Here is a 17903-nt window from a genome sequence, read left to right on the forward strand (position 1 = left end):
TTATTATCTATATAGTGTAAAGTGTCCCATTATTTTCTTCTCTTGACCAGATAACTCTTTAAAGTAAATTGTATACCAATAATCTCCAGATGGTAGTGGTGTACCTTCGTAAGTACCATCCCATCCTTCTACAGTACCTTTAAAGTCTGCAATATTACGTGCATATCTATCATAAATATATACTTTGATATCATGATAATCTTCTACTTCACGAGGATACCAGTAATCATTTATTCCATCTCCATCTGGTGTAAATAAGTTTGGAACAAAAATAGAAATATACTCTCCTCTAACAGTTAAGGTAACCTCACAACCTCTAGCATCTCTTACCGTAATGGTATAATCTTTTGTTTGTAAGATTAAGAACTCATTATCTGGTCCAAAATCACCTCCATCTACACTGTATTCATATGGCGGTAAACCAAAGTCAGCATTTGCTATTAATGTATTCTTAACTGAATCATCAATTTCTAAGGTTAATGGTTGATAATCCACTATATCTATTGGACTACTAGTAGAACTTTGAGAACAAGAACTTATTGTGTGGGTAGCTGTAACATAATAACCTGATCCTGCTGGTACATCAATAAATTCTCCTGTAGTATTTGTAGCTATTAGTGTATTTGCACCGTCATATAATGTATATGACATGTTATTTCTGTAAGCTTCGTCTACTATTGCTAAGATAATATTACCTGTTGGACAAGTATATTCAAAATCTACTGTTAATTGTATATCTACTGGTTCACCTGTAGTTACTCTTATAGGATCTACTACGTTACATCCTGCTTCATCTCTAACTGTGATAAAGTACGATGTACCTCCTTGAATGTTTTCATTTGCTCCTAATACTATTGAGTTTGTAGTGTACTGAGTTGGTAACTCAACATTATTAATACTTACATAATAAGGTTGTGTACCTCCTTGTACATTTAACTCAATTGTTGGTGTAGGATCATCAATACACACTTGTTCAGTAACTCCTACTAATGTTGCTGTAAATTCATCTGGTTGTGTTACTTCAACTCTTATAGGGTCTAAATAACATCCTACAACGTCTTTTACAGTAATCCAATACACACCTGCTCTTAAGTTTTCAAATACATTGTTTTTTACAAACTTAGTTTCAGGGAAGTCAGGACTACTTGGATCTGAAGCAATGTTGAACTCGTAATCATTGTTACCTCCTTCTGCATTAACTGTAATAGTACCATCGTTACCTCCAAAACATGTAACTGGTGTTGATGTTACTGTAGCTGCTAATATCTCTGGTTCAGTAATTGTGTGTTCTCCTGTTATAGCATAACACTCTACACCAAATCTATTCGTACTTCTTACATTTATTTTATAAGTACCAACATTTAAATCACTAAAGATATTTGACGTTTGCCAACTGCTTAAAGGTGCATCGTTTCCATCTAATAATTGGTATTCATAGTTTGCGAAACCTCCTTGTACATTAGCAGATAATACTGCGTTACTATCTCCATTACAGGTAATAAATGCTGAATCTATGTTTAATGTCGCTACTAAAGGCTCATAAGCTCCAACTGTTACTGTTGCTGGTTCAGAAACACATAACTCACTATCTCTAACATAGAATTGGTGTACTCCTGCATCTACATTAAATGTATTTGTGTTTCCAAAGGTTATTCCGTCCATACTATACATATAAGGACCTGTACCTCCTGCTCCTGTAACTTCTATAACTCCCTGAGGATCATTACATGTAATATCTACTGTAATTTCTGCTGAAGCAACTACTTCGATAGGATCTATGATATCTACTGGGCCTAAAAGACCATCACAAGAATATCCATCTGCTACTTTTACTGAATATCCAACTCCTGCTGGTAAATTTGTAAAGATAGGTGATGACTGACTTGCACTTTCTGTTCCATCAGGATATACTAACACATAACTATATGTTATACTAGGATCTTGTGTTTGACCTCCAGCTATATTAGTTACTTCAATAGTTGCTGTATATTCTCCTTCACAAAGGTTTGGCGTGACATTTAAGTTTCCTGTAATCGTTGTTCCTGGTATTAATGTAAAGGTTGTTGTCTCTGTACATCCATTAACATCTCTAACAGTTGCTGTATAATCTCCTGCTGTTAAACCAGTAATAATTGCATTGTTATCAAATGATTGAATTGTTGAACCTGAAGTGTTGTTTACCAATTCATACTGGTAAGCTCCCCAACCTCCATTAGCTGTTAACTTAACTCCTCCTGAGTTTGGTGGTGTACACTTTAAGTAGGTTAAATCACTTGCTAATGTTAAATCGTTATCTGGTTGAGTAATCTCAAAGTTTACTGTTTGAGATGTACAGAATGGCGTATTTGGCATTGTAACCTGTACATAATACTCTCCTGGAGCTATACCTGAAATGGTAGTAGGTGTTCCTCCTGTTCCATTTCCTGTAATACCTGTTGATGTTCCTCCAATAGTAAACACTTCATAATTGTATACATCAGTATAAGGTGTAGCAGGACTAAAGTATATATCTACACTTCCTGTACCTCCAAAACATGCTCTTTCAATATTTGTTAAGAATATATCGAAAGAAGGAGTCTCTTGTACTGTATGATATGCTTCTAAAATACAGCCTGTTGCTGGATTTAAAATAGCTATTGTATAACTATCAGTTGCCAATCCTGTAAACACAGCTACATCAGTTGCTGTTGCAGGTATTACTGTTGTTGTGTACCCTGTATTAGTTCCTGTAATTGTATACTCTACATTCGCTATATCTGGATTTACTTTAACAGTAATATCTTCTCCTGTACTACAATCAATAGCTTTTGTTACTGTAATTGTAGCATTAGTCATTGATGTAAACGGATCGATAGTAACTACTCGAGACACAAAACAATCTGTGTTTTCATCATATACTTTTACAGTATAATCTCCTCCTGCTAAGTCAGTTGATATATAAGTAAAGTTACTATCATCTTGTAATACATTACCCGTTGCATCTTCAAAAACAACTCGTACATAGTTTCCTGTACCTCCTGTAATCGCTCCTTTATCTACTACTATTTTTGCAGTATTAACTGTATTACCTGTTGTACATGCAAACTGTGTTACTGTAATAGCGTTTGAGATATCGATCTCATCATTGTCATTAATTGATACGTCAATAGACGTTGTACAACCGTTAGTTCCTGTTGCTGTAATCGTATAAACCGCTTCTGCTAAGTTCTCATATGTTTGATTTGTAGGATTAAATGTAGCACCTGCAGCTGCTCCTGCTGGTACAGAAGTAATTGAATAGGTTAATGGTATAATTCCATTATCCGTAGCATTCATTTGAATTACTCCTGTTGCACTCCCAAAACAGATATCATTTACCGTAGCAACCGCTGTAAATACAGGTGTTATTTCTGGTTGAATTACGATATCTTTCGATACATCACAAGCTGGTGTTGCATCTAAATCGCGTACCGTAACTGTATAAGTTTGCGGAGTGTCATTCGCACTAGGAATTGTAACCGTAAACGGATCACTTGTTACTACAACATTCGTCATCAACGATCCATCCACAGAACCTGAAACATCATACGTGTAATTGCTCGTTCCTGAAGTCCAATTCACTAAATCAACTGTTACAATTCCGTCTGGTAATAATGAACAATCTACTTTTTTAGTTTCTACTAATGAAAAGTTTACATCTGGATTAATTGTAACATCTGTTGGTGTACCTGCATCACATCCGTTTGAGTCTACCACATTTACAGTATACGTATCTGCTGGTAAATTACTAAAGGTATGAGTAGTAGCCGTTAAAATTTGAGTTTCTACAACACCTCCTGCATTTGATAAAGTATAGGTATAAGTTCCTGTACCTCCTGCTGCTGTTACCTCAATACTACCTCCTACAGATGTATCACATGCATTATCATTATGAGTTACATTGAATATTACTGGTGCTGGATTAGCTACGCTTACTGTTGTAGAACGTGAACATCCATTTCCGTCTCTTACGCGAACTCTATAATCTCCTGAAGGAATTCCTTCAAACACATTATCACTACTATATGTAAACCCTCCATAAGCTACATTAGGAGTAGATTGCAGTTCTAATTGATACTCATAATTACCCCAACCACCTGATGCTGTTCCTGTAATAGTAGCATCTGAATTGTTAGTACAACTTACTAATGGATCGACTACAGCAGAAACTAATAATGAATTTTCTGGTTGATAAATAGTAAAATTAGGAGTTCTTGCCTGACAATTAGGTGTATTTGTCATCGTAACAATTACATAATATGTACGAGAAGTACCTGGATTTGCATCTAAATTAGCAATTGGAGATGCTCCTGTTTGACCAGTTACTGTTCTATAAATTGAATCATCACTAGCATCATATACTACATAATCATATTGTCCAGTATACGGTGTAGACGAACTAAATTCCATAAGTACACTACCATCATCATTTTCTCTACAACTTTCATTTTGAACATCTGTAATTAATAAGTCAAATACTGGTTCATTATTAACTGTGTAATATGTTACTAACTCACATCCTGTTGTTGGGTTCTCTATCGTTATTTCATAATCTCCTGTTGGTAGATTATCAAAATCACCAGTGGTATTGGTTACTGGTCCGTATCCATTACTTGTTCCTTCAATAGTAATGTTAGCTACTACCGGTGTTGTAGATGTGTATGTTACTGTAATATCTTCTCCTGTTGAACAAGTTATTGCATTATCTAACGTAACTACAGGATTACTTAATTCATTAAATGGTTGAATTGTTGCTGAAGTTGTTCCTGAACATCCTTGATCATCATAAACTGTAATATCTACTGTTCCTCCTGAAGTATTAGTTGTTGTAAATATAAAGTTACTTGAATCTAATATCTCTACTGACCCTGAATTTGGAGTGTACGTAAAAACAACTCGTGTATAAGTACCAGAACCTCCAGCTGTACCTGATGGCAACTCTACACTTGCAACGTTAACAGTATTACCTGTTGTACATGCAAATTCTGTAACATTTGGTGTACTTGGTGCTACTGGTGCATATTCAGTTACTACAATTCCAGTAATTGTTGTTGTACATCCGTTTGTTCCTGTACCTGTAATATCATACGTTCCTGGTGGTAAATCTGTAAATGTACTATCTCCGTCATAAGTTCCTGCTATAGGACTAATAGTATAGGTTATTGGTAAAATTCCATTATCTATAGCTGTTAATGTTATAATACCCGAATTATCTCCTGAACATAAACTTGCTGTTACTTCTGGGGTAAAGTCTGGTCTTATTTCTGGTTGAATTTCAATAGTTCTTGAAACATCACATATTGGTGTTGCATCTAAATCGCGTACCGTAACTGTATAAGTTTGCGGAGTGTTATTCGCACTAGGAATTGTAACCGTAAACGGATCACTTGTTACTACAACATTCGTCATCAACGATCCATCTACAGAACCTGAAACATCATACGTGTAATTGCTCGTTCCTGAAGTCCAATTTACTAAGTCTACAGTTACTTCTCCATCAGGAGATGCAGAACAATCTACTTTTTTAGTTTCTACTAATAAGAAGTTCACATCTGGATTAATTGTAACATTTGTTGGTGTTCCTGCATCACATCCGTTTGAATCTACAACATTTACTGTATAAATATCTGCTGGTAAATTCGTAAATGTATAGGTTGTTGCTGTTAAAATTTGTGTTTCAACAACTCCACCTGCATTTGATAAAGTATAGGTATAAGTTCCTGTACCTTCTGCTGCAGTTACCTCAATGCTTCCTCCTACTGAAGTATCACATACATTGTCAATATGATTAACTGTAAATGTTACTAGTGTTGGGTTTGCAACGATAATCTGACTACTTGCTTCACAATACGTTCCTGCTACTCCATCTTTATCTCTTACTACAACTGTATAATCTCCAGCAGGCAAGCCTGTAAAAATATTGTTAGAGCTATATGTGTTTCCTGCATAAGCGACTCCTGGGTTTGAAGTCTCCTCTAATTGGTATACATAAGTACCCCAACCTCCTGTTGCTGTTGCTGTAATGGTAGCATCTGAACCATTATTACAACTTACTACTGGGTTTACAACTCCTGATACCGATAATGGATTAATTGGTTCTGAAATTGTAAAGTTTGCACTTTGTGCCTCACAGAATGGAGAATTAGCTCCCATGTCTATTCTTATATAGTAAGTACCAGCTGATAATCCTGTAATTGTTGTTGGAGTACCTCCTGTACCTGCACCTGTAACTGATGTTGCTGTTCCTGTTGAAGTATACACCGTATAGGTATAACCACTAGTGTATGGTGTACTTGGACTAAAGCTTAAAACAGCACTCCCATTACTATCTCCTTGACAATCTACATCTTCTATATCTGTTATAATAATATCAAAGGTAGGCTCATCATCAACAGTGTAGTATGTTACTAACTCACATCCTGTTGTTGGGTTCTCTATCGTTATTTCATAATCTCCTGTTGGTAGATTATCAAAATCACCAGTGGTATTGGTTACTGGTCCGTATCCATTACTTGTTCCTTCAATAGTAATGTTAGCTACTACCGGTGTTGTAGATGTGTATGTTACTGTAATATCTTCTCCTATTGAACAAGTTATTGCATTATCTAACGTAACTACAGGATTACTTAATTCATTAAATGGTTGAATTGTTGCTGAAGTTGTTCCTGAACATCCTTGATCATCATAAACTGTAATATCTACTGTTCCTCCTGAAGTATTAGTTGTTGTAAATATAAAGTTACTTGAATCTAATATCTCTACTGACCCTGAATTTGGAGTGTACGTAAAAACAACTCGTGTATAAGTACCTGAACCTCCAGCTGTACCTGATGGCAACTCTACACTTGCAACGTTAACAGTATTACCTGTTGTACAAGCAAACTCTGTTACTATTGGTGTTGATGGAGCTACTGCTATATATTCAGTTATTACAATATCGGTAACTGTTGTTGTACATCCATTAGCTGCCGTACCTGTAATACTATACGTATTTGGAGGTAAGTTAGTAAACGTACTATCGCCATCGTATGTACCAGCTACAGGACTAATTGTATAAGTTACTGGTAAAATACCATTGTCAACTGCCGTTAAAGTAATAGTTCCTGAATTATCTCCTGAACATAAACTATTTTCTGCTACATAGGTAAAACTAGGTTCAACAGGATCTTGAACAGTAATTGCTTTCATTTCTGAACAACCAGAGTTTACATCAGTAACAGTTACATTATGTACTCCTGGGGCAAGTGAAACTACAGTAGTTGAAGTTGCAGGTGAGGTTATTGTTCCTATTTCTCCAGTATCAAATGAATAATTATAATTTCCTCCAGCACCTGAAGTTACATTTATCTCTACCTCTCCATCATTACCTGGTATACAAGTAGCATTTTGAGTTACAGTTAAGTTAAAATCTATGTCAGGATTTACAATTATTCCATTTGAAGTATCTGTACACCCATTAGCATCTCTAACTACAACGTCATAACTTCCTGGAGTTAATCCTTGAGCTACATATGAAGTATTTGTTGTTGGTGATGTAAATGTTGTACCTCCGTCAATTGAATAACTATAAGGGGCCGTACCATTATTTACATTAATTGTTATTGTTTTATTTACATCACAGCTTGCTGGAATTGCAGAAACAATATTTGGTGAAGGGCTTAGAGTTAAAGCCACTGTACCTAAACTTACTGGACCACAACCATTTGTATCTTGAGCAAAAGCTTCAACTGTGACTGGTGAACCAGTTACAGTACCTGCTGCAACAGTTATTGTATTCCCAGATAAAACTCCTGTTCCATTTGTTACATTAAAAGTGTAAGTATATCCAGGGAAACCTCCTACTACATTTTCAATTCTTACTAAACCATCTACACTACATGTAATATCTCTTACTTTGGTTACTTGACCTGAGATTTCTGTTCCTTCTATAATCTCTACATCTTGAGCTCCAAACTCACAAACTACACCTCCAGTGTTTGACAAAACAATATAATATGTACCTGGAGCTAAACCAGTTACAACAATATCTGCAAAACCACTCTGAGCAATATTAGTATAACCTGCTACTGCTACTCCTTCATTGTTTGCGTCTCTTTGATATAATGTCCAAGTAAAGTCATTCGATAAATCTCCACTAGTATTATCTATTGAAAATGTTATTTGACCTGAATTGGCACCAAAACACGCTTGGTTATTTATAGTACTAGTAATAGGCACAGTAGGTGTAAAATCATCATAAATATTTTCATTATTTTCTTTTACACAACCAGTAGCATCTCTTACATAAAACTTATAGTCTACTCCTGGTGTTAAGCCAGTATAAGTTCTGGTTCTATCTGGGTCACCTAAAGTTCCATTATAGGCAGCATCAGCTGGTTGCCAACCTGTCGGAGAATTAATTGCAAACTCAAAAGGTCCCGTTCCATCAACAGCTTCAACAGTAACTGTTAACCCTACTGAACAGTTTCCTGGAGTTATGATTGGATTTACAATTAAACCAGTAACATTAAACGGTATTTCATATGGACCATATGCTTCTAAACATAAGGGCGTTCCTGTTCCATTTTCAACAATTTGTAGTACAGGGTGTACCACATCTCCTGAGTTTAATCCACGTATTTGTCCATTAGTAGTTGTAAAATCTACCCATGTTACTCCATTATCTAAACTATATTGTAATGTATTAGGTAAATAGTCATTAGGATCAATATTAATAAAGTTAAATCCTGTTTGTGCTGGATCTACCACACACCCTGGTGGTAATACAGGGTCAATATCCATCACTATGGCTGTAGGATCTACTAATTCTACAGTTTCAGAATCATCACAACCTAAAGCATCTTCAATTAATATTGTATAATCTTCAGGAGCTAAATTGTCAAAACTAATACTAGAACCTACAAAATTATTAATTGTATTTATAACTCCTCCACTATCAGAAATTGTTATTGTATATGGAGCTTCTCCTGTGTTCGCTACAATAGTAACATCAATACTACCTGTATCTCCATTACAAGTAGGTTGATTATCTGTTGCGGTTATTTCTAATGGAGCTACTGAATCTATTATTATATCTTGAACAACATATTCACAACCTACATCATCTCTTACATATACATCATACGTACCTGCTGCTAAACCTGTAACAGGATTTGTTGCAGCATAAGTTCCTGCTGATGAACCATCAGTTACGACTGAGAATTCATACCCTCCTGATCCTCCTGTAGGGTTTACTAAAATTTCTCCAGTAGGGGTACAGCTTGCATTCGTTGGTGTAGCAGTAGCTATTAGTTGTGGGTTAATTGTTACTGGCGTATTTTCTGTACATCCTCTACCATCTTGTACATATACTGTATAATTTCCGTCAGATAAACCTGAGAAAGTATATGTATTTGAAGATGCTGGTGTTGGTGTTTGCCATGTGGTTCCGTCTAAACTAAAAACATAATCACCATTACCTGCATTAACTGTTACAACTATTTGTCCGTCAGTTCCATCATAACATTGAGGTTCAGCTGTAAATGTAATTGTTTCAATAGCATCTACTGTCACTGAAACTGGAGCAGATGTACATCCTAATCTATCTGTTGCTATTACGGTATAAGTACCTGCTGCGACATCTGTAAATGGACTTGTAGTTGACACTGAAGTATTTGTTGAATCAAATAATTCATAGGTATATGGTCCTCCATTCCCATTACTCGCTGTTGGGGTTATTGTTGCCCCTGTTGCTGGATTACACGTTACTTCTTTTGTTACAGGTGCTGTTACTGTAATCGCTGTTGGATCTGATAACGTAACACTTGCTAACGGTACATCACATCCTGAAGCCACTCCTGTTGGGCGTATTTGAATATTATGTGTTCCTGCTGAAAATCCTGGTATTGCAAATGGATTTGCTCCTGAATTTACCCAAGTAGCTCCTCCATCTATTGAATAATCAAAAGAAGCTGGGGCTCCTGATGGGAACGAAGCTTCAACTGTAATTGTTCCATCTGAGTCTCCAATACATGTTGGGTTCGTTTGTCCTATAACTGCAGCCGTAAATTCTTGACTTGGCTCTACATTTACTGTAATATCTGTTGTACAACTACTTCCATAACCTACAGATATTGTATGAGCTCCTACAGATACATTATTAAATACATTATTCCCTGTTTGTGGTGTTCCTCCATCTAATGTATATGTATAAGTCGCATCTAATGGTGTTATTGTTATATTCCCTGTTCCATCACAATTATATGCTACAGAGCTACTTAATACTGGCTCTGTTGGTAAATCTAAAATAGTTGCTTGATTTAAATCTAAAATACATCCATTGGCATCTACCACTCTAGTATCATATGTACCAGGTGACAAGTTTGTTACTGTTGTACTTCCTGCTTGTGTATAGTTAGTATCTGTCGTTAACTTATAGAAGTATAGATAATTTGGTGTTCCTCCTGTTGGAGCTGTAAAAGTAATGGTTCCTAAAACAGTTCCTGAAGGACTACACATTAAATCTGTTGATGATACACTTCCTCCTGTTAATGCTGATGGTACTGTAATAGTCTCTGTTGATGCTGCTGATGTACAGCCATTAGCATCTGTTACAGTTACTTGATAAGTTCCATCGCCTAAACCTGTAAAGGTGTAATTTACATCTGTTAATGGTCCTTGTGCTGGTGGTGCTCCTGGTCCTGTTACTGTTACTGTATATGGTGCAGTACCACTGGCTACAGTTACATTAATTGTTCCTGTATCTGTACTACAGTCAGGTTGTACTGCTGATGTTGTAAGTGTTGGATCTGCTATTTGATTTACTGTTACTGTAGTCATAAACTCACAGTAATTAGCTCCTCCATTCTTATCTCTTACATATACAGTATATGTACCTGAAGGTACATTTACTGGACTTGTTGTTGTCGTTATTGGTGCAATAGCACTTGATGTCTCTTCTATATAATATTGATAAGTTCCATCACCTCCACTTGGGGTAATTACGATTTGACCATCATTACATGTTGCACTTACTGTAGTAACTGTTGCTGTTACCTGTGGAAGAATTGTTGCTGATTGTGTATCACTACATCCTTTACCATCTTGTACAGTTATATCATACGTACCATCGGTTAAGCCTGTAAATGTATATTCTGTTGGCGTTGCCGCATTAGGTGTTTGCCATGTAGTACCGTTATCTAAACTAAACTGGTAATCATCATTACCTGAAGTTACATTAATCGTTAATGTACCATTAGATCCATCGTAACAAACTACTGGTGTTACCGTAAAAGTAACTATTGTTACTGGGTTTACTGTCACTGAAACTGGAGCAGATGTACATCCTAGCCTATCTGTTGCTACCACAGTATAAGTTCCTGCTGCGACATCTGTAAATGGACTTGTAGTTGACACTGAAGTATTTGTTGAATCAAATAATTCATAGGTATATGGTCCTCCATTCCCATTACTCGCTGTTGGGGTTATTGTTGCCCCTGTTGCTGGATTACACGTTACTTCTTTTGTTACAGGTGCTATTACTGTAATCGCTGTTGGATCTGATAACGTAACACTTGCTAACGGTACATCACATCCTGAAGCCACTCCTGTTGGGCGTATTTGAATATTATGTGTTCCTGCTGAAAATCCTGGTATTGCAAATGGATTTGCTCCTGAATTTACCCAAGTAGCTCCTCCATCTATTGAATAATCAAAAGAAGCTGGGGCTCCTGATGGGAAAGAAGCTTCAACTGTAATTGTTCCGTCTGAGTCTCCAATACATGTTGGGTTCGTTTGTCCTATAACTGCAGCCGTAAATTCTTGACTTGGCTCTACATTTACTGTAATATCTGTTGTACAACTACTTCCATAACCTACAGATATTGTATGAGCTCCTACAGATACATTATTAAATACATTATTCCCTGTTTGTGGTGTTCCTCCATCTAATGTATATGTATAAGTCGCATCTAATGGTGTTATTGTTATATTCCCTGTTCCATCACAATTATATGCTACAGAGCTACTTAATACTGGCTCTGTTGGTAAATCTAAAATAGTTGCTTGATTTAAATCTAAAATACATCCATTGGCATCTACCACTCTAGTATCATATGTACCAGGTGACAAGTTTGTTACTGTTGTACTTCCTGCTTGTGTATAGTTAGTATCTGTCGTTAACTTATAGAAGTATAGATAATTTGGTGTTCCTCCTGTTGGAGCTGTAAAAGTAATGGTTCCTAAAACAGTTCCTGAAGGACTACACATTAAATCTGTTGATGATACACTTCCTCCTGTTAATGCTGATGGTACTGTAATAGTCTCTGTTGATGCTGCTGATGTACAGCCATTAGCATCTGTTACAGTTACTTGATAAGTTCCATCGCCTAAACCTGTAAAGGTGTAATTTACATCTGTTAATGGTCCTTGTGCTGGTGGTGCTCCTGGTCCTGTTACTGTTACTGTATATGGTGCAGTACCACTGGCTACAGTTACATTAATTGTTCCTGTATCTGTACTACAGTCAGGTTGTACTGCTGATGTTGTAAGTGTTGGATCTGCTATTTGATTTACTGTTACTGTAGTCATAAACTCACAGTAATTAGCTCCTCCATTCTTATCTCTTACATATACAGTATATGTACCTGAAGGTACATTTACTGGACTTGTCGTTGTCGTTATTGGTGCAATAGCACTTGATGTCTCTTCTATATAATATTGATAAGTTCCATCACCTCCACTTGGGGTAATTACGATTTGACCATCATTACATGTTGCACTTACTGTAGTAACTGTTGCTGTTACCTGTGGAAGAATTGTTGCTGATTGTGTATCACTACATCCTTTACCATCTTGTACGGTAACATCATAAGTGCCATCTGTTAATCCTGTAAAAATGTATTCTGTTGGTGTTGCCGCATTAGGTGTTTGCCATGTCGCTCCACCATCTAAACTAAACTGGTAATCATCATTACCTGAAGTTACATTAATCGTTAATGTACCATTAGATCCATCGTAACAAACTATTGGTGTTACCGTAAAATCTACAGAAGCTGGTTCTACTATAGGTACACTAACTGGCACACAGTTAGTTCTATTAATATTAATTTGTACATCATCAATAAAGTTTCCTATAGTGTTATTTCCTCCTGCTGTCGACAATGCATCAAACGCAATAACCGTAGTTGATTGTCCTACAGGAACAGTATATGTACCTGAATATACCCCCCACGCAGAAGTACCATCACTCATAGTTTCAACAACTGAAGCGGTAGCTAAATCACTTCCTATTTTTACAGTTGCTACATCCGTACCACTTCTACCTCTGTGTGCTACTGACCAATTGATTACATCTCCTGGTTGTGTACAATACTCTTGGTATAAAGAAGAAACCGTATTTGCATTTAATTCTGCAAAGGCATTACCTTCATGAGCATTAACTCCGTTATAACCATTGTACCAAATTTCAATCAAATTATCTGAAGCTGTGGAATCCCAACCTGGAACTAAATCTTCATTCATTTGCTGGTATGTTGTTGCTGAATTAGCAGGTAACTCAAACCCTCCATTTTCAAATAAATTTGCCGTACACCCACATTCATTACAGCTTCTACTATCTCTAACCATTACAATGTAATCAGTTGCTCTTGGTGGTACATTTGAAAACACTGGAGATGACTGCCAAGTAGCCCCTCCATCAATACTAAACGTATAAGGAGGAATTCCTCCTGTAGCTGAAGCTGTTATTGTTCCTGTTGCTGTATTACAAGTTACTTCTTGAGTTGCTGAAGCAGAAAGTGTTAATTCCTCAGGTTGATTAATAACAACATTTCCTAAATCTATTGGACAAGTTTGCCCGTTAGCTGTTTCTCTTATAAATATGTTATATGTTCCTGCAGCCAATCCTACAACTCTATATGGATTATCAGCAGTCATTGACCAAGTTGTTCCTCCATCTGTAGAATACTCAAAGCTTCCTCCAATAACGTTATTAGCTGAAATAGTAACAGTTCCATTGTCTGATCCATAACATTCACTATCTGTAGATCCTACAATACTTCCTGAGAACTCATTTCCTGCATTTACTGTTACCGTTGTACTTTCTATACAGCTACCTCCATATGTTACTTCAACTGTATGTGCGCCAACAGCAACATTATCAAATACCCCTGTATTATTAGAGTTTCCGTTTAATGTATAGGTATATGTTCCAGCAGGTGTAGCTGTTATAGTTATGTTTCCTGTACCATCACAATTGTATACTACTGAACTCGTTACTCTTGGTGCAGATGGTAAACCATCTATTACTACATTATTTAAATCTAAAGAACAACCATTTGAATCTACTGCTCTTGTGTTATACGTTCCTGCAGAAAGTCCTGTAACAGGATTATTTGCTGCTAATGTATAAGTTGATTCGCTACTTAACTTATAATAGTATGTATAATTAGGTGTTCCTCCTGTAGGTACTGTAAAGGTTATAGTACCAGACGTAGTTCCACCAGATGAGTTACACTCTAAATCTGTTCCTACTGCACTACCTCCACTTAACGCTTGAGGTTCAGTAATTGTAGCACTTAATTGATAAGTACATTGATAGGTGTTTTTTGAGGCTCTAATATCAATAGTATAAGAACCAGCTGATAAACCTGAGAATACACCTGTATTATTCGTTGTAGAAAAACCATCTATACTATACTCTAAAGTATACCCTGTAGCATCTCCTCCTGTTAACGTTACTTGTATGGTACCATTATTATCTCCATTACATGCAATATTTGTTGGTGTTGCTGTAAACTGCAATGCTGGTTCAACTACAACAGTAGCTTCCGCTGTCGCACTACAGTTATTATCATCTCTTACTTCAAAAACATACGTTCCCTCACTTCCCATTGGAACTTCGTAGGTTGTGTCAGTAAAATACACTTTATCAACATCAGCAACTGGGTTACCATTTACTGAAATGACAGCATATTCGTATGGTGAAGTTCCTTCACTTGGTGTTAGTGTTATAATTCCTGAAGAACTACCATTTTCACAAGTAATATTTTTTGTGGTAATTGCTGACAATGTAATTGGCTCAGGTAGAGTTATTACTCTTGTTTCGTTTGCCGAACATCCACCTTCTGTGGTTACTAAAATTTCATACGTACCACTCTCAGTTATTGCATATCTTTGGTCATTGCTATCAATAAAGCCATTAGACCCAGCCATATACACATTATCCTTTCTTATCTCATAAGAATATCTACCAGGTACATTTCCTATTTGTACTGTAAGCTCTGATGCTCCTCCACATGTATCAATGTTTGTAAGTACATTTAAATCAATATCTAAGCTTTGTATATTTACACTATCTGTAACATAATTACAAGATCCGTTAGAACCAACCTGACGAATTGTTACAGTATAATCTCCTGGATTAGTTATTGAGAAAGTATTACTTGTTTGAAAAGCAGTCGTTGAACCATTGCCAGATAAACTATACTCATACCCATCAGGTACTCCATTAACTACAATACTTCCGTTTGTTCCACATAAAATATCTGTTGGTACAACAGTAGGAGTTAATGAGTTTCTAAATACATTAAAATAATATGTTCTTGGACATGTACCATCGTATAAAACTTCTAATTTATAAGCTCCTGTTTCACCGAAAGATTGAGTTAAATCTGTACCTAACGATCCCCAAGAGCAACCAGTAGATGTAGGTGCACAATCTTCTGTTTCAAAGTTATATCCACAACCACCATCACCGTTTAATTTAAACCATTCGACAGTTGTATTAGATCCTGCAAAAGGTAAAGTAATGTCTCTAGTTTCTGTTGTATTTCCACATAGATAAATTTCAGCTAACTCTGTAGTATTACTAGTACAAGAAGTATTGAATCTATCTGCAAAAGGTGGTGCCAATGGATTTGACACATTTGCAAAACTTATTACTTCTATGATTTCTGGCTTTGTAATACAACCCAAAGTAGTTGTTTTAGTTACTGTATATACACCAGCACTGCTAACTGTAATACTTTGAGTGCTTCCTAAAAACTGACCGTTTTCATCTTCCCAACTATAGGTATCAAAACCGTCACCTGCAGTTAACTCAATACTTCCGCCACAAAGTACTTCTTCTCTTCTGAAATCACAATCATCTAAATTAACTAAGAAGTTTGAAGAACCTACAATTCCAAAGTCACAACTATCAAAACCAGAATAACTAGGTTCATTGTTTACTACAACTCCACCTTTAACTCCCTCATATCTTGCGAAAGCTTGGTTTTGTACTACATTTGAACATACATCTCTTAACTCATTACAGTCAGAAACTACTTGTACATGCAAACGGATATTATATTCTGCTCCATTTTCTCGTACCATATCATCTGGTATACCAAACTCTACTTGCGCTCTAAAACCATTAGCCGCAGAAGGTCCTTCATAGCCTACAATTGATACTCCTGCTGGTAAATCGATGTCGAAACGCATACCGTTATATACTGTTCCTCCTGTAGAAGTTTCTAATAAATCTACATTTTTAGGTAATCTATCCGTTATAATCGTATTCGTAGCATCATCTGTACCTACATTTTGAAAACTTATATTATACCATAATTCACTACCTAAACCTACAGGTGTTCCTTGTATATCATTTCCACTCCCATCTAAAACCGATTTGACCATTTGCAATTCCGGTTCAATTATTTCAACCGCCAAAGCATTTAAAAAAGGCCAATAAACATCTCCACTTGTGGTAAATCTAACGTTAGCAGAATTTTGTCCATTTGTAATAACACTATTATTAGTATTACTTAGTTCATATAAGTCTACGTCAAAACCTAAGGTGTTTTCACTATCTGGAATACGAGAAGTTAAATATTGATCATTTATACTTATAGACCCATTAAAAAAGTTATAACTTGGATTTATATTTGGTGTTGATTGACTTACATAGTTACCATAAATATCTTCTATTTGAAATCTATCTCCTGAAATACTTCTATCTCCCTCTAAGGTCGCTGCTAACAAGCTAACTCTTACTGGTGCTGGGTTTGCTGGATTTCCAACAGGTACCGTAGTAAAACCAGAGTATGATAATTCCACATCATTATTTCCATCAACATCAGCATAACCATCAAAAATAGCTATGTTTTTACTTGATAATGTTTGGTTTTCATAAATTACTACCATGGTCCAACCTGCAGAGCCTCCTAGACCATTTGGGTCATTACCTCTTGTAGCTCTGATGTTTGCCCCTACATAAGTACCATTATGTCCTTCTGGGTCAACAGCTGAAAGTCCCTGAATATCAGATGTAATATCTTTATAGTAAACATAACTAAAGCCTTGATCATAAACTGTTTCGTCTGCAGTAATATCTTGATAAACTCCCCCTGGTAATTTGAATTTAATTTGATTTGGATTTCCTGACCTATTATCATAATTCCATGTTTCATATGGATAAACACCAGCCCAGTATAACCCAGCATATACTACTCTTGAACAAGTAGGTAAACTTAAAACATCCGAACTTGATGAAAATGTAGACGCATCACTATCTATATCAATATATTGCATATTGAGATTTCCATTTGAACTAGAACCATCATACGGATACTCAGGATCATATTGATTACCTCTATCTCTACTTAAAACATTATTGGCTATAAATGTAATATCTCCTTTTATATTTATACCACCTGAAGTACCATCAGGTTTTATAGTACGTTGGTTAAAACCAGCTGCTAACTTGGCAGCTGTATTTTGAGTCTCTAATGATAAGGATGCTTTTAATTTAGCATAACCCTTTGCCTCATTTATAACTCTTGAAGTTGTTTCTGGTTCTTCTTGCGAAAAACTAAAAAAGGTTTGTAATACAAGTATTAGTAAAGTAATTATTCTTTTCATAATTT

1 protein-coding gene is annotated in these 17903 nt (G+C 36.0%); it reads right to left on the reverse strand.

The genetic code is table 11. From position 1 onward, the window contains the following. Window positions 1-3 precede the first annotated feature (3 nt). Entirely contained in the window at window positions 4-17898 is a 17895-nt protein-coding gene (locus tag C8N27_RS11510) for a T9SS type B sorting domain-containing protein (protein ID WP_121147488.1), read from the reverse strand. Window positions 17899-17903 lie beyond the last annotated feature (5 nt).

The sequence above is a fragment of the Tenacibaculum discolor genome, assembly GCF_003664185.1.
GTDB lineage: Bacteria > Bacteroidota > Bacteroidia > Flavobacteriales > Flavobacteriaceae > Polaribacter > Polaribacter discolor.